This window comes from Pseudomonas sp. R37(2017), assembly GCF_002113375.1.
GTDB lineage: Bacteria > Pseudomonadota > Gammaproteobacteria > Pseudomonadales > Pseudomonadaceae > Aquipseudomonas.
On the sequence record NZ_NEHO01000008.1, the window covers coordinates 1 to 20,268 of the forward strand.

At 60.5% G+C, this 20,268-nt stretch carries 20 protein-coding genes; 6 read left to right on the plus strand and 14 right to left on the minus strand.

Translation table 11 applies throughout. The annotated features are described in order from the left end of the window. The 4 genes from CAG47_RS28995 to CAG47_RS14660 all read left to right on the plus strand — a co-directional run. Positions 1–499 (plus strand): hypothetical protein (locus CAG47_RS28995; protein ID WP_085725821.1); only part of this gene is annotated, 499 nt, incomplete at its 5' end. Between the two features lie 130 nt (positions 500–629). Next, entirely contained in the window at positions 630–1,472 is an 843-nt protein-coding gene (locus tag CAG47_RS14650) for a DUF6502 family protein (RefSeq protein ID WP_085725576.1), read from the plus strand. Further along, positions 1,469–3,082 carry a DUF5666 domain-containing protein gene (locus CAG47_RS14655; RefSeq protein ID WP_085725577.1) on the plus strand — a complete coding sequence of 538 codons (1,614 nt, stop codon included), beginning with the start codon at positions 1,469–1,471 and terminating at the stop codon, positions 3,080–3,082. The genes CAG47_RS14650 and CAG47_RS14655 overlap by 4 nt, the downstream gene beginning before the upstream one ends. A 102-nt stretch (positions 3,083–3,184) precedes the next feature. Continuing rightward, positions 3,185–3,934: a hypothetical protein gene (locus CAG47_RS14660; RefSeq protein WP_085725578.1), complete on the plus strand. Its 750-nt coding sequence runs from the start codon at positions 3,185–3,187 to the stop codon at positions 3,932–3,934. A 507-nt stretch (positions 3,935–4,441) separates the two neighbouring features. Here the strand turns inward: CAG47_RS14660 and CAG47_RS28580 are convergent. Continuing rightward, positions 4,442–4,699: a hypothetical protein gene (locus CAG47_RS28580; RefSeq protein WP_158091317.1), complete on the minus strand. Its 258-nt coding sequence runs from the start codon at positions 4,697–4,699 to the stop codon at positions 4,442–4,444. A gap of 6 nt (positions 4,700–4,705) precedes the next feature. On the opposite strand from CAG47_RS28580, the gene CAG47_RS28710 reads away from it, so the two are divergent. Then, positions 4,706–5,368: a hypothetical protein gene (locus CAG47_RS28710; RefSeq protein ID WP_177408994.1), complete on the plus strand. Its 663-nt coding sequence runs from the start codon at positions 4,706–4,708 to the stop codon at positions 5,366–5,368. Between the two features lie 187 nt (positions 5,369–5,555). On the opposite strand, the gene CAG47_RS14670 is transcribed toward CAG47_RS28710, so the two are convergent. From CAG47_RS14670 to CAG47_RS14695, 6 genes are all read right to left on the minus strand, one after another. Further along, the gene (locus CAG47_RS14670) at positions 5,556–5,762 is read right to left on the minus strand and encodes a co-regulatory protein PtrA N-terminal domain-containing protein (RefSeq protein WP_085725579.1); all 207 of its coding nucleotides are present in this window, start codon (positions 5,760–5,762) and stop codon (positions 5,556–5,558) included. 82 nt (positions 5,763–5,844) lie between these two features. Continuing rightward, entirely contained in the window at positions 5,845–6,498 is a 654-nt protein-coding gene (locus CAG47_RS14675) for a hypothetical protein (RefSeq protein WP_085725580.1), read from the minus strand. 710 nt (positions 6,499–7,208) lie between these two features. Next, positions 7,209–8,123, minus strand: coding sequence for an allantoinase PuuE (puuE, locus tag CAG47_RS14680; RefSeq protein ID WP_085725581.1), 915 nt, complete (start codon positions 8,121–8,123; stop codon positions 7,209–7,211). After that, positions 8,123–8,995 carry a GNAT family N-acetyltransferase gene (locus CAG47_RS14685; protein WP_085725582.1) on the minus strand — a complete coding sequence of 291 codons (873 nt, stop codon included), beginning with the start codon at positions 8,993–8,995 and terminating at the stop codon, positions 8,123–8,125. The genes puuE and CAG47_RS14685 overlap by 1 nt, the downstream gene beginning before the upstream one ends. Before the next feature lie 89 nt (positions 8,996–9,084). Then, positions 9,085–9,537, minus strand: coding sequence for a thiol-disulfide oxidoreductase DCC family protein (locus tag CAG47_RS14690; protein ID WP_085725583.1), 453 nt, complete (start codon positions 9,535–9,537; stop codon positions 9,085–9,087). Positions 9,538–9,699: 162 nt separating this feature from the next. Next, positions 9,700–10,680: a DMT family transporter gene (locus CAG47_RS14695; protein WP_085725584.1), complete on the minus strand. Its 981-nt coding sequence runs from the start codon at positions 10,678–10,680 to the stop codon at positions 9,700–9,702. Positions 10,681–10,806: 126 nt separating this feature from the next. Between CAG47_RS14695 and CAG47_RS14700 the strand changes: the two genes are divergently transcribed. Next, the gene (locus tag CAG47_RS14700) at positions 10,807–11,706 is read left to right on the plus strand and encodes a LysR substrate-binding domain-containing protein (RefSeq protein WP_085725585.1); all 900 of its coding nucleotides are present in this window, start codon (positions 10,807–10,809) and stop codon (positions 11,704–11,706) included. A 73-nt stretch (positions 11,707–11,779) separates the two neighbouring features. Here the strand turns inward: CAG47_RS14700 and CAG47_RS14705 are convergent, their stop codons facing one another. The 7 genes from CAG47_RS14705 to CAG47_RS14735 form a co-directional block, all read right to left on the minus strand. Next, positions 11,780–14,575: a multicopper oxidase domain-containing protein gene (locus CAG47_RS14705; RefSeq protein ID WP_256577458.1), complete on the minus strand. Its 2,796-nt coding sequence runs from the start codon at positions 14,573–14,575 to the stop codon at positions 11,780–11,782. Between the two features lie 421 nt (positions 14,576–14,996). Next, complete coding sequence (locus CAG47_RS14710; RefSeq protein ID WP_085725587.1) at positions 14,997–15,905, minus strand: MurR/RpiR family transcriptional regulator; 909 nt, start codon at positions 15,903–15,905, stop codon at positions 14,997–14,999. Positions 15,906–16,030: 125 nt separating this feature from the next. Then, positions 16,031–16,795, minus strand: a complete 765-nt coding sequence (locus CAG47_RS14715; protein ID WP_085725588.1) for an ABC transporter ATP-binding protein — start codon at positions 16,793–16,795, stop codon at positions 16,031–16,033. 18 nt (positions 16,796–16,813) lie between these two features. Beyond that, positions 16,814–17,926 (minus strand): succinylglutamate desuccinylase/aspartoacylase family protein, encoded by a 1,113-nt coding sequence (locus tag CAG47_RS14720; protein WP_085725589.1) that lies wholly within the window; start codon positions 17,924–17,926, stop codon positions 16,814–16,816. A gap of 9 nt (positions 17,927–17,935) precedes the next feature. Next, positions 17,936–18,634 (minus strand): ABC transporter permease, encoded by a 699-nt coding sequence (locus tag CAG47_RS14725; protein ID WP_085725590.1) that lies wholly within the window; start codon positions 18,632–18,634, stop codon positions 17,936–17,938. A 12-nt stretch (positions 18,635–18,646) separates the two neighbouring features. Beyond that, positions 18,647–19,336 carry an ABC transporter permease gene (locus tag CAG47_RS14730; protein WP_085725591.1) on the minus strand — a complete coding sequence of 230 codons (690 nt, stop codon included), beginning with the start codon at positions 19,334–19,336 and terminating at the stop codon, positions 18,647–18,649. 103 nt (positions 19,337–19,439) lie between these two features. Beyond that, positions 19,440–20,216 (minus strand): ABC transporter substrate-binding protein, encoded by a 777-nt coding sequence (locus tag CAG47_RS14735; RefSeq protein ID WP_085725592.1) that lies wholly within the window; start codon positions 20,214–20,216, stop codon positions 19,440–19,442. Positions 20,217–20,268 lie beyond the last annotated feature (52 nt).

A 20,268-nucleotide genomic window follows, 5' to 3' on the forward strand; every position in this document is an offset into this window, starting at 1 on the left:
TGGCGGCGGTGGAAGCCACGGTGGTAACGGCGGTGGCGGCAATGGTGGTGGCGGTGGTGGAAGCCACGGCGGTAACGGCGGTGGTGGCAATGGTGGTGGCGGTGGCGGAAGCCACGGCGGTAACAGCGGTGGCAATGGCGGCAACAGTGGCCACGGTGGCAACAGCGGTCATAGCGGCAGCGACCATGGCAATGGCAATTCAGGCCATGGCAATTCCGGAAACTCGAACTCGGGTCGCAGTGGTACCCATGCAGAACCGGGTGACGATCATGGCGTTCACGTCGGTGGCGAGCCGGGTGACGATCATGGCGTTCATGTCGGCGGCGAGCCGGGTGATGATCGTGGTGTTCATGTCGGTGGCGAGCCGGGTGATGATCGTGGCGTTCATGTCGGCGGCGAGCCGGGTGACGATCGTGGCGTCCATGTCGGCGGTGAGCCGGGCGACGACAATGGCAACCATGCTGGCGGCGAACCAGGCGACGACAACAGCCGGATCTGAAGCGGCCTGATGACCTCATGCAAAACCGTGCAGAGCGGTTTTGCATGAGGCACGGCAAAAAAAGCGCCAGCCTTCATGGGATTAATTCCCACGCAGCTATACTGGGGTTAACTGTCCAGGAATGCGCTGAATGCAATCGTCTACCTTGCCCACCTCGCTCCTCAAAGCCCTGCGGCACGTCATGCGGCCGCTGGTACGCCTGATGCTGCGCAAAGGTGTCACTTATCTGGTATTTGTCGACCTGCTCAAGGAGGTTTTCGTCGACGTGGCGGACCGTGAGTTCCGTCTGGGCGACAAGGCACCGACCGACAGCCGCATCAGCCTGCTTACCGGCGTGCACCGCAAGGACGTACGGCGTTTGCGCAACACCAGCGACCCCGCATCCTCCACCCTTCCGGAAAACATCACCTTCGGCGCGCAACTGGTCAATGCCTGGACCTGCGCACCGTTCTGCAACGACGCCGGCCAGCCACTGCCGCTGCCTCGATTGGCCAGTGTCGGCGGCGACCGTTCCTTTGACGCCCTGGTGGCGAAGGTCAGTACGGATATCAGGGCGCGGGTGGTACTGGACGAGTGGTTGCGCCTGGGGGTCGTGCGCCTTGACGAACAAGAGTGCGTGCACCTCGAAGCCCAGGCCTTCGTGCCGCAAAAGGGCTTCGACGAGAAAGCGGCTTACCTGGGGCATAACCTGCACGATCATGCCTGCGCCGCGGTACACAACCTGAGCAGCGAGGGACCGGCCTTCTTTGAACGCAGCGTCCACTATGACGCGCTGACCCCAATGAGCGTCGAGGCGCTGCGCGACGCCGTTGCCAGCGAGGGCATGCAGGCCCTGTTGAGCTTCAATCGACTCGCCGCCGAGATGGAATTCCGCGATCTGCCCAGCCTTGAACCGCGACAGCGCATCACGGTCGGACTTTACTTCTACACTGAAACTTCCGATCCCGACTTGCCAACGGCTCCCAAGCCATGACCAGTAAATTGTGCCTGATCCGAGCAGTGGCCCTCGCACTGGGCCTCGGGTTTGCGATTGTGTTGCAAGCCGCCCCAGCCTGCGTGAGTCAGAATGAAGCGGGCACCATTGAGGTACCGGTCATCCAGGATCCGGGTGGCACCGGCGGTACGGGGGCGGCGCCTGGCGGCATGGGTGGCACTGGCATCAGTACCGACACCGGCGGGATGGGCGGTACCGGCGCGCCGCTGAAAAAACGCCCCGGCGGCATTGGCGGTACCGGTGCCGTTGCAGGCGGCGTGGGTGGCACGGGCATCAGCGACGACAACGGCGGGATCGGCGGTACTGGCATTGTCGGCACCATCACCGGGTTTGCCTCGATCTGCGTCAATGGCCTGGAAGTGCACTTCGACAATAACGTTCCTGTCAGCGAGAACGGCGTGGCCGCCACCAGCACCCGCCTGGCGATCGGCCAAGTGGTTGCCGTGCAGGCGTTCAACTCCCGGCGAGGTCTGGAGGCCGGACGCATTTCGATCCTGCACGTCTACGAAGGCCCTTTGACATCCTTGCCTCGAGATTCCATGCCCATGCGTGTCATGGGGCAACCGGTACGACTGGCCAATGGTGCTCAAGTCGCTGCCGGTCTGCGTCCGGGTGATCCCGTACGGGTCAGCGGGTTGCGCGATGCCCGTGGTGAAGTGGTGGCCAGCCGCATCGATCGAGCGCCCGGCCTCAAGGACGCCAGTGCCATCGGCCCGGTGGATCGCAGCGGTTATCTGCAGGGGCTCAAACTCAGCAATCACACAGGGCCGGCGCAGGAAATGCTGGTGCGCGGCCACTGGTCCGGCCGCGAGCTGGACGTGAGCCAGAGTCGCCCCGACCCGAGCCTGCCCTTCATTGGTCGAGTACACAATGCGGTGATCGAGGGCCTGGTACAGAGCCGGCAGGACCGCCGTTTGGTGGTGGGTGGCTTTAATGTGACGCTGGCGCGCGACACCGCGTTTGTCGGTGTGCAGTCTTCGGAGCTGGCGCTGGATCGACGCGTTCGGGTCATCGGCGTGTTCAGCGGCGCACGGGACATACAGGCCACGCGTATCGAATTGCCCCGCGAGCGCTCCGATTCGTCAGCCGGCAACCGGCACGGACGAGTTCGAAGCAGCGAGCAAGAATCGGACGACTCGAGTGGTTCGGGCAATTCGGGCGACTCGAGCGGCTCCAACAACTCCGGCAGCTCGGGGGATTCGGGGAACTCAGGGAGCTCAGGGAACTCGGGCAGTGACAGGAGCGGTCGCTCCGAGAACGAGAGCAACGTTGTCGACGATACTCGTCACGGGGGCAATGACAGTCATGGCGGTAGCGACACAATAGAACGCGTAGACGTGGACAACTCAGGCAAGTCAGAGCGAGTCGAGAGGGTCGATCAATCCGGCAAAAGCGAGAGAGTGGAGAGGGTAGAGCGGGTAGAGAAAGTCGAAAAGGTCGAACGTCCCGAGAAAGTCGAGAAAGTCGATCGGCCGGAAAAGGTTGAAAAAGTGGACAAAGTCGATCGACCAGAAAAAGTCGAGAAGGTCGACAAAGTCGAAAAAATCGAGAAGGTTGAAAAGGTCGACCACTCTGGCAGGTCGGGTTAAACAGTACAGGCATGATGCACTTTTGCCATAAGTCACTAGGCTGAGTAAATCACGCAACAAAGCATGCGCGTGAGCTTCGATGACGCAAGACACGAGGTGAACATGGACCCCAAGCGCATCCTGCTCGTCGGTTGGCTTGCCAGCCTGGCCTTGCCGGCCCTGGCCGATACCTTCTCGACCTCGATCGGAACCGACTACTCCCGGGGCGATTATGGCACTGGCACCACTTCCGAAACCTGGTACGTCCCGCTGGTGGGTAAATACGAAACCGGTCCCATGACCTACAAGCTCACGGTGCCCTGGCTGCGCATCACCAATCCATCGGTCGGCCCTGACGGCGAGCCGTTGCCCGGCGGGTGCGGCAAAGTGGAAAGCGGTTTGGGCGACACAGTCGTCGGTGCCGACTATGCCGTGCTCGACGGCAACATCGACGGGCTGTTCGTGGACCTGATCGGCAAGGTCAAGTTGCCCACCGCCGACGAAGACGAGTGCCTGGGCACCGGCAAAACCGACTATTCCGCCCAGGTCGATGTCGCCAAGGCCTTCGGCCGGGTAACCGGATTCGCCACCCTGGGCTGGAAAAAATTCGGCGACCCGTCGGGCTCTGACTTCGACGACCCGATATTCGCCGGCCTCGGCCTCGCCATGCCCGTGTTTGCGCGCACCACGGCGGGGGTGTCCTACGACTGGCGGCAGAAGGTCGTTTCCACGGGCGACGAGATCAAGGAACTGACCCTCTTTCTCACCCATAAGCTCAATCAGAACTGGAAGTTTCAGTTATATGCCGTCAAGGGGTTTTCCGATGCCAGCCCCGATGGCGAGGCTGGACTGGTGTTCAGCCACACCTACTGATACCTGCCTTTTTCCCCGCTTTGATGGGTACGTCGCCTTGACCCAGGCCACCGCCTGCCTCGGATCTGATGTTCGGTCGTTGACACTCGGACTGACAGGTCTAATCTAAAGATGTGGGAATATTTCCCACGTCCAAATGCTGACTGGCTCTGAAGGATCGTTCGGAAAGCGCAGTTGCTCGTTGTTGCTGCAGATTAATGGCCATGCCGGTTGGCTGGCCGCTCCAATGGGCGGCCGGGAACTCATTGGACTTTGCGCTCGATTCGGAGATGACGGCGCAACTCCAAGCGGAGGTGCATTATGCTGCTCAAGAAATGTTTGCTGGCTCTGGCGATTGGCGGGGTCCTGTCGGCTTCGACTGTCCTGGTGCCTGATTACATCGGTAGCTTCTCCAGCGTGTATGCCAAGGATGGTGGCAGCGGTGGTGGGGGCGGAGGCGGTGGTGGTCACGGCGGAGGCGGTGGCTCCGGAGGTGGAGGTCACGGTGGTGGCGGAGGCTCCGGAGGTTCAGGAGGCGGTCACGGTGGTGACGGAGGTGGTCACGGTGGCGGCGGTGGCTCCGGCAGCGGAGGTTCTGGAGGCGGTCACGGTGGTGGCGGCGGTGGCTCCGGCAGTGGAGGCTCCGGAGGCGGTGGCCATGGTGGTGACGGCGGTGGCGGTCATGGTGCAGCAGGCCATGGTGGTGACGGTCGCGGCAATGCCGACCATGGTGGCATGGCCGGTAACAGGGGCCCGGGCAATGCGCGCGACAACGACGATGACCATGGCGGAATGGTCGGGAACAGAGGCCCGGGCAATGCGCGTAACCACGACGCTCGCGACAATGACGATGACAACGACGCGGATAACGCCGCCGATGCAGCCAGGGAAGCTGCTGAAAACGCTAATGATGCAGCCAGAGAAGCCGCAGAAGACGCTAATGAGGCAGCCAGGGAAGCCGCAGAAAATGCTAACGATGCAGCCAGGGAAGCCGCAGAAGACGCCAGGGACGCTGCCAGGGAAGCCGCGGAAGACAGAGGCGCTGCAAGAAATGACGCTGATATAGCCAGAGACGCGGCCAAGGCTGATGCAGATGCAGCCCGGGACGCCGCCAGAGCTGAGGCGGATGCAGCCAGAGATGCCGCCAGAGCCAAGGCGGATGCTGCCAGGGACGCTGCAAGAGCGGCTGGCGTACCGGATAAAGATGCAAATGCAGCCAGAGATGCCGCGAGAGCTGCGGCGGATGCCGCCAGGGACGCCGCGAGGGCTGCCGCAGACGATGCCAGGGACGCCGCCAAGGCAGACGCCGATGCAGCCAGAAACGCCGCGAAAGCTGACGCGAAGGCAGCCAAAGAGGCTGCCAAAGCTGACGCGAAGGCCGCCAGAGAGGATGCGGATGACGCACCGGATGCCGTAGACGCGCCGGATATCGACGTGGTTGAGGTTGAGCACTAGGCCAGCGCGCGACGCGCAGGCGTACCCATGAAAAACGTCCCGGGAGTTTAGAGGACGTAGCGAAAAAAAGTCGCAAACCCCAAGCAGTTTCGGGGTTTGCGACTTCTTTTTTTGCCATCGTGTTGCGCGGTTCGAAATGTCAGAGCAATCAATTCCAGCCTGTCAGACCGCGCACGCGCTACACAGATCAGCCGTTGGTGCGATCGCTTGCCTTGGCCTTGCTTTGCGCTACCGCGGCTTCAGCCTTTTGTTTCTGCGCAACGTGGAAGGCTTCCATCGAGACTTTGCGGGCCGATTCCATGCGATTGAAAGTCTTGTCACCACCCCCTGTGGCCATGGCCAGGGAAGAAGCGGTCAGAGCAGCGATGACGAAGAGAGCTTTCATGGATTTCATTTGGGTTTCCTCAAGTAAGAAAGTGAGATTCAGTAAAGGGTTAACAGCACAATTCATTGGCCAAAGCTGAACTTGCCTGGCATTACCAGCCAGCCAGGGCGGCGTTTTTGTTGTCCCAGGAGTCTTGCTCCATACGGCCTTGAGCGTTTTTGTTCTTTGCCCAGGCGGTGAGCAGCACCATCGTTGCAAAGCCACCGACGATGAGAACCGGATAGGCTGCCAGCAACTCGACCAGCGAGTATTTCCAGGCCAGCGGGCGACCGACACCGAGCATGGCGGCATAGAACCACGACACGGCAGAGAAGGCGCCGGAGAACAGTGCCAGCATGCTCAGGCTGAAGGAGAGGTTGAGAAGCGAACCGGCTTTTTTCAGGGCCGGCAATACAGCGCTGTGCAACAGGAAGCCGTTAAAGGTCAACAGCACAACGATGCCGATTTTGGCTTGCAACTTTGGATTGAGGAAATATTCCATTCCCTTGCCGGCATAATCGATCCCGATAATAGCAATGCCCGTAATCCAGAGTACAACAAGTGCATGGGATACGGTTTTTTGCAGGCTGTCCATGTGCGCGTCATCATGGTGACCCGACACATCCCCTTTCAGGAGTTGCTTGACCATTGCAATGTCACTGGTCAACACCAGCCCGATTGCCACACAACAGGCGATAAGATGAAAATAAACAACGCCCAGGCGTACATATTCCGCGGCTGGCGAAGTAAGAAAACCAAGCTCCATGACGACCTCTTTGTACTAATAGTGGATCAACTTGACTTCAGCACGGCTTAGTTGGTTTTTTCCGTTGCTGACCGCAGTCAGGATCCAGCAATTTCTATTATTTAATCTTGCGGCATTACGCTGCGAAGAAAAAAGCGAGTTTCTCGAATGAACTTTTATTCATTCGACAAGTTCCATTTTCAGGTAACAAAAACCTCATTCGCACTTGGCGCATTGGTGAGGTTTAACTTCCGCTTCTGGGGGGGTAGGTGAGGCTCGCAGCCCGTGTCACCTGCTGCGTAGTCTGAACGAAAAAATCCGAATCCGTTCATTTTTTGATCAGTTTTACTGACCAACGGCAGTCTCCTGATTGGTCGCACATTGCCATTACTGGAGGGCGCAACCAGCACCATGACTGGCTTTCGGCGAATCGGGAGGCCGATGAAAGTCGTTCAAATTTTTTCGTGCTTTTTTCCATATTCCATAGGGAAAATCGGTGGTTATAAGCCAATCAGCCCTCAAAAAAGCCTTGGCCGGGGTAAAAAACCAGGTCAATGAACTCCCGTTTCCCCTCGAAAAAAGCACATTCCGGACAGTCAATTGCGTCGTGCAGTGCGCCTCGCTACTCCGGCAACGCTTACTGGGTATATCGAGAGGCCGCTCACCTGGTATCAAGCAAGTTGATTGGCTGAACTAATACCCAAAGACTTTTATCGTCAGTCCTGACCCAATCAATTTTTATCCGATGAGCATTCGGCCGGGAATCGGGCGATCCAGTGTCTGGCAATCTCTTCGCGCCGGCAGATCCACACCGCGTCGTGGCCTTGCACGTAATCGAGAAAGCGCGCCAGCGCCATCGCACGGCCGGGGTGGCCACTGATCCGTCCATGCAGGCCGACGCTCATCATCTTCGGGTGTTGCGCGCCTTCCTGCCACAGCAGGTCGAACGCATCCTTGAGCAGCCGGAAGAAGTCTTCACCGCAGGCGAAACCATTGGGCAGCAGATAGCGTGCGTCGTTGTTGACCAGTGTGTAGGGGATCACCAGGTGGGCGGGCGAGCCTGGGAGCCAATAGGGCAGGTCGTCGTTATAGGCGTCCGAGCTGTAGAGAAACCCACCTTCCTCACGCAACAGGCGGCGGGTGTTCTGGCTGACCCTGCCTGTGTACCAACCTGCGGGGCGTTTACCGCAGATCTGCTCGATCACGTCGAGGGTGAGGCGGATATGGCGCCGCTCCTGGTCTTCAGGCATGTCGCGATAGTCCAGCCAACGGTAGCCATGCCCGGCAATCTCATGCCCGGCAGCGCAGAGCGCATGGCCAATCGCCGGGGTGAGTTCCAGTGCCCGGCCGACGGCAAAGGCGGTCAGCGGCAAGCCCCGGGCGTTGAACAGCTCCAGAATGCGCCACACCCCTGCGCGTGATCCGTATTCGTACATGCCTTCGACGCTCAGGTCCGGTTCCCCCACACGTGGCGGGCGACCCGGTAGCTCGTGAAGCCAGGCCTCCGATTGTGCATCGCCATTGAGGATGCATGACTCCGCGCCTTCTTCGATGTTGAGTACGAACTGGACCGCGACGCGCGCCCCACCGGGCCATTGCGGATGGGGTGGGCAACCGCCATAACCGACAAGGTCGCGCGCGGACATCAGCCCAGCTCGAAGGTCGTGACGCCGAACACACGTTCGTGCGCGATCGCCGGAGGAGGGCCGAGGTACATGCGTGCGCAGCCGAACACCTCGGTCATGCCCTGTTGGTGCACGAGCGCCATCGCAGCGGGGTTGTTCTCCGGGGCATCGAGAAACAGCGGGCCACCCTGCGCAAATTCCGCCAGGCGCGCGTAGAGGGCATTGGCTGCCAGGGCGTCATCGGCGAACAAGGGGCCGATCTTGCAGCCTTCCCGGCAGCGCCTGACGACGCCATAGCCGCTTAGCCTGCCATCGCGCCGGCAACCCAGGGCCAGCGCACCGGCCTGGGCTATCCACCCACTCAGGAAGATTGCGCGCGGGGCGGGGAAACAGCTGCGGTCGTAATCGACAACCTGATCGAACGGGAAGGTGGCCAACGGGATGATGTCCTGGTCGCCTGTCTGCGAGCTCGACGGGCGTTCGGTGGTCGTGGCAAGAAAACGCATGTTGCGATGGGAGAAGACGAAACCACCCTTGGCGTAGTAGTCCTGCATCGCGAAGACGCCGTCCATGCCGATGCTCGCGCCTGGGCGCAGGCGGGCGAGGAGACGTTCGCGACGTGCGTGCCAGAGGGTATTGCCCAGGCCTTGACCACGGTACTCAGGCCGAACGATGAAAAAACCCATGAAACCGAATTCGCCGCTGTAGGAGGTGATGGCACCGCCGCCGATCAATTCGTCGCCCTGGGTAGCCGCGATAAAGGCGGCAGGGTCCGTAGCCCAGAACAGCTCGGCATCGTGAAAGCCGGGGTTCCAACCCTCACGGGCAGCCCAGTCGACGAGCTCGTCCAGCTCGGGACGGGTCATGTTGCGTATGACCAGCTGGTTCGACACCGCGAAGCTCTCCTCAGTCGCACTCTGAACCCTTTCGGTATAGCTTCAACCCGCGTATTGATCCAGGCTGTCACGTCACCTGCAGGCGTTCACAGGGGCGCTTTCAAAAAGCGCTGTTCATGATCAGGATCAGGCAACAGGCAGGTGTCGTATTTGCCGAAAAGCCGATAACGATTGAGCGCAATGCGATCGTACGCCCAATCCAGAACCTTGCGAGGGAAGATGCGCAGCAGGTTCACGGGGCGCCAGCGTGCGGGCAACCGGGCAAAGATTTCGAAAAATGCTTGTGAACGCACCCAGTAGTGTCGGCCGCGGATCACCGCCATGGTGTCGAATTGATCAATGGGCATACCTGCCCACGCGAGCAGGGCCTGTCCCTCGGGTGACTGAACCGCCGCCAGGCGCAGGTGGCGCTGGCGGTCATGGCGAATCACGAACCTCACCCAGCCATTGCACAGCTTGCAGACACCGTCGAACAAGACCACCGTCTCGCCTGGTTCGAGCAGTGGAGCGGGTGTGGGGCGGATTTGCGAGGCTGGCATGAGCGTGGGTCCAAGGGCGCCTGACAGTCCCTGATCATAACCGCGTGCCAGCGTTGAAAGTCGGCAGTTGGTCGATTGATTACGGTGCGACAGATCAACCTGTAGGAGCGAGCAAGCTCGCGATGGACGTCAACGATAACGCGGGCATTCAGGCAGCACGCGTTATCGTTGACGTCCATCGCGACGGTGCGACGATTCGACATGCTCGCTCCTGCAGGGGACCGCTATCTGGTGCCGCTTCGCCGCCCAGACGACTCCACCCACCAACAGCACGATTGACGTCACCTCCATCAAGCCAGGCACCCGCTGGCTGAACAGAAAACCGTAGACACAGGCAAACAGCGTTTCGAACACGATCATCTGGCCGCTCAACGATGTGGCCATGCGACGCGAGCAGGCGTTCCACAGCCCATTGGCAACCCATGATCCACAGAGTGCCAGGAACAGGCAGACCCACAGCAGAGCCATCCAGCGGCTGTTTTCAAGCTGGGCGGGTACCAGGTTCGGGAACAGCATCAAGGCAGCGATGCCGAACACGACCGCCACGACACCCGTCACGATGCCCAGTAGTGTCGACCATTCGCTACTGTTGAAATGGCTTTGTTTGAGATAACGGGCATTGTGGGTCGCGTACCACGACCAACAGACCACACCGCTGATCCCGCAGGCCAGGCCCAGCAACTGGGAAAACAGCGAGGTGTTCGCCGCCTGCGCGCCTGAGTGTTCCAGGCTGACCGATACGATGCCCAGGAATACCAGCAACAGGGGCAGCTTGAGCTTTGTCAGGGGCAGGGATCCGGCGTCGCCACGCCCCAGGAAGGTAATGGCAACCGGCATCATGCCGTTGATAAGGGCGGCGGCCGTCACCCCGCTCAGTTGTACGGAAGCGCCCAGCAGCGCGTAGTTCAGGATGTTCCCGGTGAATGAAAGGCGAAGCAGCATCAAGGCATCGCGACGCGTCAACTGAGAGAGCAGGCGTGATGCAATCGGTAACGCCACGAGGAGCGAAATCAGCCCGTACAGCGCAAACCGCACACTGCTGATCAGCACGGCATTGAATTCCGGCAGCAACGATGGGGCGAGAATCACCCCTCCCCAGATGGCACCCGCCAAAATCGCAAATACAATCCCACTGTTCATCATCTCGGCTCTGACAGGCTGTTTAGCGGCATTCTAGCCATGGTATACAAGCGCCACCTGCGATAAATAGTTGGCCACCCATTCCGCTGCGGAATATCGGGTCGCAATCACCCCCTCAGGAGAACCCACATTAACCGTTACCTGCGTACCTTGCCCCCATTGGAAACCCTGATCACATTCGAGGCCGTGGGACGACATGCCAGTTTCACGGGTGCTGCAGGCGAGCTGTTTCTGACCCAGAGCGCCGTGAGCAAACAGATGCGCCAGCTCGAGGACTGCATGGGCGTCCCGCTCTTCGAGCGCAAACCGAGGGGAGTCAAGTTGACCAGCGCAGGGGATGAACTGCTGATGACAGTCAACGTGCTTCTCTCCACGATGTACCAAAGCGTCACGCGAATTCGCAATGTCCACCAATCCAACGCCGTCTCGGTGCTGGCGACCCATGCCCTGGCCCAGTTCTGGCTGTTCCCGAAACTGATCGAGTTCAACAAGGCCTATCCCGATATCGCCGTGCACGTTCACGCGATCAACGAATTCGATGAGGCCAGCCTCAATGATTTCGACGTGGGCATTCTCTATGGTTCTGGCGAATGGCCCTCACTGGACAGCGATTTCCTGCTGCCGGAAATCGTCTATGCCGTGGCTCATCCTTCGTTGGATGTTTCGGGGATCAAGACCCTGGAGCAATTGGCGCAGGCCAACCTGGTGCAGATCGACACGTGCGCCTGGCAGTGTCTGGACTGGCATCAATGGTTTGGCCACTTTGGCATCGACTACACACCGCGGGACAAGGCCCCGGTCTTCAACCAGCTGACATTGGCTTATCGGGCCGTTCAGCAAGGCATGGGCATCGGCCTGGCCTGGACGTTCATGGCTGACGAAGCGCTGGCCAAGGGAGAATTGCAGCGGGTTGCGCCTTTCGAGTGCGTGACGGGCAAAGGCGAGTTCCTGGTGTCGCTCAAGCATCGCAAGCGTTCCGCCGCTGCCGAGATATTTCGGCAGTGGCTCCTGGGATCTATGGGCGACTGACCTGCCAATGCGTCATCGACCCAAAGCCGACTGGAATGAGAGGCGGCTTTGGGTTTGCGTTTGATAGACGACGTCAGCCTTTACCTCCGCTGACACCGCCGCTACCGCTACCGCTGCTGTCTCCCTGGTTATTGTTGACCTTGACCTGTGGCCCGACGCCGTCTCCCGTACGGAATGTCGGCAGCGCAACCGAGTTGACGAATTTCACGCCGTCCCAGCTGGGCAATGGCGTGGGCATCAACTGGAACTGACCCGGGTGCTCGGAGTCCCAGCGCAGCAGCATCGCCGTGTCCTCATGCTGAGTGTTGTGGCAGTGCTCCATGTAGGTCCCGGCAAACTCACGGATGTGGATGGCCATTTCGACATTGTCTCGGCTGTCAGGATCGGGGCCTATACGGTACATATCTTTGCGTGCCCCTTTTTCCCATTCTGGTGGCGTCCTGCCACCTCGACTGAGAATGACCCCTTCCTCGAAGTGCACATGCACCGGGTGATCCCAGCCATTGCCGCCGTTCTGGATCTTCCAGATTTCCAGCGTGCCTTCACCTTTGAACCCTGCCGGTGTCGGACCGGTGGCCAGTTGTGGCGCGGCTGAAATCCGCCGCGGGTCCATGTTGAAGCCTGGGCCGCCATCGGTCTTGATCGTCCAGGGCTTCTCATCGGTGCCGTCGGAACGACCAAAGATAAAGGTGCGGTGCCGCGCCTGGGCAAACCGGGCGATATCGGCAGGGTCATCACGGTGCATGGGCAGCGGGATCATGAACTTGCCCGCGGGCTTGCCAGGCTTGGCGGGCTCGAAGTCGACCGGATTCATGCTGACATCCTGACCGGTGTAGGGCTTGACGTTCAGCTGCAGGAACAGGCCCACGCCCGGGTCTCCATTGACCCACTGTGGCCCGTGGCTGGTTTGCCTGACCACGGGCCGATACTGCTCGGACAGAATATCGGCCAATGGAATGTCGCGTTGGGGACGCCTGCCGTTTTCATGCTCCTCGATGTTGACGAAGTAAATCTTGTCGCCTGGCTTGATGCCGTTTTTCGCGAAATCGATGACGATGTCATAGCGTTCGGCAATGCCCTGCATTGGCAGAATGGCATTGTTGTCCTGATTGTCGCCATCGCCATTCAGATCCAGGGTCCCGTCGAACGGCACCGCGTGCTCCATGAGGTTGCCGTCGTTGGCAATCATGTGGAACGGCACCCGGTTATAGGAAACCCCGGAGTTTTTCGGGCCGGGAAACTCGCCACCATTACCATTGACCTGACGCACCACCGCCAGTTTGAAGTAGCGGGAAACCGCGCCGTTGAGAATGCGGAAACGGTAACGGCGGGCACGTACGTCCAGGAACGGCTTGTACTCCCAGTTGGTCAGCACCTGGTCACCGAGAAAGCCGTCGGTGTTGAAGGGGTTGAACCACAACTGGCCGGTCTGGTCCCAGGCCTTGTCGGCGATCGTCAGGTTGACGTCATAGTCGCGGTTACCCCACCCCAGCGCCGAACCACTGGCCACGCGCAGGTTGACCCCGTCGTCGACCGCCTCGTTGCCGCGGTCCACGGCGCTGTAGTAGTTCATCATCGTCGCATTGCCCTTGTAGACATTCTGCGCGGTGAAATCGAGCATGTGGTCGTGGAACCAGTGGGTGCTCATGGTTTCGCGCCAGTCGCCACGGATCTTGATGGTGCCGTTGTTGCACGTCTTGAGGCCCGGATTGGCATCGTTGACGAAAATGCTTTCACCAGGGTCGCACGGGAACGCCGCGCGCGGGTCCAGAGCGCTGGTGTTGATGCTGTCATAGCCGGCCAACTGGATCGGCCAGCGATAGTCGTAGAACTGGCCCGGGAAGAAGAACGCGTTGGTAAAACCGTCGCTTTCCGCGGGCGAGTGGCCGTTATGTTCATGGGTGGTGAGGGTGTGCAGGCCAAAGCCCCGGTTGGCCGATGGGTCAATGGGCAAGGCATCGTAATGACGCATCAACATCGCTTGGCCATAGCGCACTTGAAGCAGTTTGGGCGGAAAGGTGCCGTCGAATGTCCACAACGCATTGTGGTCCTGGACAGGCATGTTGGGGTGAAACTGCACCTGAATGCCCTTGGTGGTGCCCTCGTTGGCCGGGTTGCCGTTGGTGTTGTGATAAAGCCCGCCCGGGGCAAATTCCCCCACGGCGTAGTTATGCCGTTGCATGTGATCACGCAAGCCGCTGTTGACGTGCGCGCCCGCTTGCACCGTCTTGAAGGCGTTGCGCGGGAAAAACTCATTGAAACGCTGGTGCGACCAGCCTTTTCCCGGTGGCCGGCCTTCCGCGGGCGAATCGACTCGGCGATTGAGGAAATCCTCGATCTGCGCCTTCCAGGGGTTGCGGTCCAGTACATTGGAGAATTCTGTCGGGAAGGGCGTCAATGCCGGCTGCCTGAGAAAGGCATCCAGTGCATCTGGCGACGGACCGCTACGCGCCACGTTCAAAGGATCTTGCGCCGGTGCGGGGCCTACCGTCGGAACCGGAAACGGAACGGGTGATGGCGGGTCGGTCGCGTCCAGTCTGTTCGAGCCGAACTCTTCGAAAAGCTCGAGCTTCTGGGTGAACGGTTGAGCCCCGAACAGTGGGCTGGCATTACCGTTGGTGGGGATGTTGAAGCTGGTTTGCAGATTGGGTGGCAGCACATTGTCGACCAGCGGGGTTGTATGATTACCGATCACCCCGTTAGGCAAATCGAAGGCGCCGACATTGGCCGGGGGCAGCTTGAGCAGGTCCCTCAATGCGGCATTGGGATCGGCGGGCGGATTGGTGAACGCCGATGGGTCGGTAGGCGGCGGTGGATCGGTGTTGTCGAGGGGGACTGCCCGGGCCTGGGACAAGCCCAGCCCCAACATGATCGCGGCAGCAGAGATACTCAGCGCCAGTCTGGTTTTGGACAAGGAACCAGGTTTCAATCTTCCTGTATCCAGTTTCATCGCAAACACCTCTGGCAGGTTCGGCGGGGCGAGTGGCAATACGTGGGCAACGAGCCACTGCTTCCAGCCCGGCTGGCGAAACGTTTGATTGATTTCGTGCCGGGATGCGGGCGATGCATATTTCCTGCCGAAAGTGACAGGAGGTGGCTAATGGCTCTACGCCATGTTTCCCTTGTCAGTTGGCTTCAGGCAGACGCAGGAGAAGCCAGGATGAAAGCCTCGATGTCGGGGAATATCCCCCAATACAGGGGGCGATTTGGGGCAACGAGGAGTGGCCATCTTTAAAGGTTTCGATGGCCGATTACAGGCTGTCGTGGCCGGCAGACAAAACCGCAACGCATCACTTTTTCGCCGGTTTACCGCTGGCAGGGATATGCAGGTACGACATCACGCTTTCAGTCAGTTCGGTCGCCAGTTTGACCGCCTCTTTGTTGCGCGCCATCACACCGGCGACCAGGCCTTCGATCAGGGCCAGCATGGCGATGTTGGAACTGGTCAGCACCGGGTGATCGCAAGGCGCGAACAGTGTGTGCTCGGCAATGCCGGTGAGCGGCGAGGCGGGTGAGTCGGTAATCGCCAGCACCGATGCGCCGCGCTCATTGGCGAAGCGAGCCAGTTGCAGGGTGTCGAGGGAGTAGCGGGGCAGGGAGATTGCCAGCAGCACGTCTCGATCGGTGATCGCGGCCAGTCGATACGCGGCATTTTCGTTGCCGCCCTCCATGCTGATGGCCGTGGCGTCCGCACAGAAAGGCATCAGGGTCGAGGCGGCGAGGCCGGCGAAGTAGACACTGTTGCCAAAGCCCAGGATGTAGATTTTGCGCGCTTCGGTCAGGCGAGTGACGAAGGCTTCGAAGGTGTCGGCGTGGTTGTTGGTCGTTGCCGTGGCCAGGTTGCTGCTGGCGCTCTGGAGTTGCTCATGCAGGCCAAACGCGCCGCCCGGGCGATGGGCAAGCTCGTTGCGCAGTTTGTCCACCGGCGAGACCATCTGCTGCAACGTTGCGACCAGCTCGGCCTTCATGCCGCTGTAGCCACCGAGGTCCAGCGCTTTGGCCAGGCGGTTGACGGCGGCAGGTGAGGTCAATGTTTCGAGGGCCATCTCTTCGATGGTCAGCGTCGCGGCCTTGAGCGGATGACGCAAGATAAAGTCCGCCACCTTGCGCAGTGACGGCGGCAGTTCGGAAACGATTTCCGTGAGTTTGCGCATGACCGGCGCGGCATAGACGGTGGTGTCTTTCGATGGGGTGGGCATATCCGGCTCAACGGTTCCTGAAGGTGAGGGCAGGGCTGTGCCTGATGCCCTGACAAGGTTGGCTGGAGTGTATCCGAAGCCAACCTGTCAGGGCAGCGCCGAGCAGTGGACGGGGAGCGGCGGTGTTACTTCAAGCTCCCGGCCAGAAACTGCTGGAGGCGTTCGGACTGCGGGTTGACCAGCACCTCGCGCGGGTCGCCGCGCTCCTGGACAACGCCTTTGTGCAGGAACACCAGTTGGTTGGACACTTCGCGGGCAAAGCCCATTTCGTGAGTCACCACCACCATGGTGCGACCTTCCTGTGCCAGGTCCTGCATGACTTTAAGCACTTCACCGACCAGTTCGGGGTCGAGCGCGGATGTCGGCTCATCGAACAGCATCACTTGCGGCTCCATCGCCAATGCGCGGGCAATGGCCACGCGCTGCTGCTCGCCACCGGACATATGCGCCGGCCAGGCGTTCATGCGGTGTGCCACACCGACTTTGTTCAGATAGTGCTCGGCCTTTTCCCGTGCCACTTTCTTGCACAGGCCCAGCACATGCACCGGCGCTTCCATGACGTTTTCCAGGGCGCTCATGTGCGACCAGAGGTTGAAGTGTTGAAACACCATCGACAGTTGCGAGCGCATGCGTTGCAACTGCCTGGGTTCGGCGGCCTTCAGCCCGCCAGCCTTGTTGGCCACCAGCTTGAGCGGTTCGCCATTGAGCACGATGTTGCCTGCATTGGGTTGCTCCAGCAGGTTGATGCAGCGCAAGAACGTGCTTTTGCCAGAGCCGCTGGAACCGATGATGCTGATCACGTCACCGGCCTGTGCCTGCAGGGACACGCCCTTGAGCACCTGGTGCGCGCCGTAACTTTTATGCAGGTCCTGAACTTCAAGTTTGTACATGGTTTGAACTCTCTGGAATCAGTCGCTGAGCAAGCGACCCTGGCGAATGGGGGTGGAGCCGGCGACCTTGGCCAGCCACAATCCAGGCTGGGCAAAGCGCAGCCGTTCGCGGGCATAGAGAATGCCGTCGGTGCTGGCGCGCACCACGCTATGGCGGTCGGTCAGCGGGTCGATGACCTCGAACAGCGGATCGCCGACCTTGACCTGGGCGCCCAGCGGTTGCAGAAAACTCACCACGCCCGGATGGGGCGCACAGGCGTACTGCGCGCCAGCGAATGGCATGGCCTGGCAATGGCTCGGCGGTGCCGCTGGCCAGTCACCGCTGATCAGGCCCTGGTCGGCGAGATAGCCGAGAATGGCTTGGGCGCTGTCGGCGCATTGCTCGCGCTCGGTGTCCGCCATGCCCCGCAATTCGATGGTGGTGGCCGTGCAGGCCAGGGGAATATTGGCTTCGGGAAACAGTTCGGCCAGGCGTAGCCATGCGATGGCACAGGCTTCGTCGAAGGCGCTGCCGCCCGCATCTTCGGCCAGCAGCGTGACCCCGGCACCGAGGCGAGCGGCCAGCGACTGCAAGCGTGGCCAGTGCTGCGGCATCGCATACAACAGCATGATCGATTCGAAATCGCAGTGCAGGTCCAGCACCACATCGGCGTCACAGGCATGTTGCAGCAACAGGCGGCGCAGGCCGTCGAGTTCCGAGTCTGGCGCTGGCATGGCGGCAAGGGCTTCGCCCATGGCGCGGCGGATGAGTGCGATGTTGGCGTCGGCATCGTCTGTCAGTCGGCCTTCGAGCAGCGGTGCAACCGCATCGGCCAACACCGGAAAGTCGCGATTGAAGTTCTTGCCGCTGGAAAACTCGAAGCGCCCTTGATGGGTCGCCTGGAACATCTGGGCGATACCGATCGGATTGGCCATTGGCACCAACTCGATCACCCCGGTCAGGCGGCCTTGTGCTTCCAGTTCCAGAAGGCGGCGCTTGAGTTCGACGGCGACGCGCATCCCCGGCAACTCATCGGCATGCAGGGACGCCTGGATGTAGGCCTTGCGTGGCCCGCTGCCAAAACGAAACAGCGACAGTGTCCGTTCGGTGCCCGAGGCACTCCACGGCAACAGATATTGAATGTGCTCCATGGCAGCTCCTTAGTGCTTGCGCGGTGCCAGGTACGCCAGCCAGCGGCGCTCGGCCAGCTTGAACAGACGCACCAGAATGAAGGTCAGGGCGAGGTAGATAAGCCCGGCGGTGATGAACGCCTCGAATGGCAGGTAGAACCGTGAACTGATCGTGCGTGCGGCCCCGGTGATGTCGACGAGGGTGACGATGGAAGCCAGGCTGGTGGTTTGCAGCATCATCAGCACTTCGTTGCTGTACTGCGGCAATGCCCGGCGCAAGGCCGACGGAAGGAGAATGCGGCGGTACAGGGTCAGGCGTGACATGCCCATGGCCCTGGCCGCTTCGATCTCGCCAGGGTGGGTGGATTTCAGACTGCCGGCCAGCAGTTCCGCGCTATAGGCACTGGTGTTGATCGCGAACGCCAGGCAGGCGCAAAAGGTGGCGCTGGAGAGGTAAGGCCAGAGCATGCTTTGGCGCACGGCTTCGAACTGCGCCAGGCCGTAGTAGATCAGGAACAATTGCACCAGCATCGGCGTGCCGCGAATCACGTAGGTATAGAGCCAGGCCGGGAAGTTGATCAGCGGCGAGCGCGACACCCGCATCAGCGCCAGGGGAATCGCCAATACCAGGCCCAGGGCCAGGGAAATGAGCAGGACTTTGAGGGTCAACAAGGCGCCATTGAAGTACAGCGGCAGGTTTTCCCAGATCAGGTTGTAGTCGAGAATCATCGGTGCTTCCCCTCACAATTCGGCGGCTTTGATGCCGACCGACCAGTGTTTTTCCAGATAGCGCAGCACCAGCAAGGACAGGCTGGTGAGCATCAGGTACAGCGCCGCCACCGTGAGGAAAAACGTGAATGGTTCGTGTGTGGCATCCGCTGCGTTCTTGGCTTTGAACATCATGTCTTGCAGGCCGATCACCGAGATCAGCGCGGTGGATTTGGTCAGCACCAGCCAATTGTTGGTGAACCCGGGAATGGCGAAACGAATCATCTGTGGCACCAGAATTCGCCAGAACACCTGCGCACCGCCCATGCCATAGGCCACGCCAGCTTCGGCCTGGCCCTTGGGGATCGCCATGAAGGCGCCGCGAAAGGTTTCCGAGAGATAGGCGCCAAAAATGAAGCCCATGGTGCAGACGCCGGCGATGAAGGGATTGATGTCTATGTAGCGGGTGTAACCGAGTGCCAGGGCAATGCGGTTCACCAGGTCCTGGCCGCCGTAGAAGATCAGCAGGATCAACACTAGGTCGGGAATGCCGCGAATCAGGGTGGTGTAGCTTTCCCCGAGCATGGCCAGCCATTTGAGCGGCGACAAGCGAAAGGCCGCGCCGATCAGGCCCAGGGTAATCGCCAGGGACATGGAGGTCAGCGCCAGGTTTATGGTCAGCCAGGCGCCATCGAGAATGCTCGATCCGTAGCCGTGGAGCATGATGAAGTTCCTCAAGCGAGCGCCGCGAGGCGCGCAAGACAAGCCCCGGGTGACGCCGGCACGGGCCGACGTCGGGGCTGGGGTCAACGGGCAGGGTTAAGGCTTACTCGCCGTAGATATCGAACGCGAAGTACCTGGCCATCACTTGCTGGTACTTGCCGTTGGCGCGAATGGCGTCGATCGCGGCACTCAGGCGCGCAACGTTGGCACTGTCGCCTTTGCGCACGGCGATCCCGGCGCCCCGGCCGAAGTATTTCGGGTCGTTGATGTCTGGCCCTGTCAGTGCGAAGCCCTGGCCAGCCGGTGTCTTGATGAAGCTCTCGTCGGTGTTGACGATGTCGGCGAGGGTGGCGTCCAGACGACCCGAGGCCAGGTCGAGGAACGCCTCATTCTGCGAGCCGTAACGCACCACGACGACACCGGCTTTTTCCAGTTGCTCGGTGGCAAAGCGATCGTAGGTCGAGGAGCGTTGCACGCCGAGTTTCTTGCCCTTGAGGTCCACCGCAGGGTCATTGATCACGCTGCCGGCCTTCATCGCGAACTTGCCCGGTGTGTGGTAGTACTTTTTGCTGAAGTCCACGGACTTCATCCGGTCTTCGGTGATGGACATCGACGACAGCACGGCATCGATCTTGCGCACCTTGAGCGACGGGATCATGCCGTCGAACTCCTGAATGACCCACTCGCACTTGACCTTCATTTCTTCGCACAAGGCGTTGCCGATGTCGTAATCGAAACCGCTGACGTTGCCCTCGGGTGTCTTGAAGGAGAAGGGCGGGTAGGCGGCTTCGATACCGATACGCAGGCTGTCTTCGTCGGCGTGTGCCAGAAAGCTGAAAGCGCACAGCGCCAGAGCACCTAGAAGTTCTGTCTTGTTCATGTTGTTGACTCCCTGGAGGGCGTTGGAGGGGAACGGCTGCCCGCCATCCGGG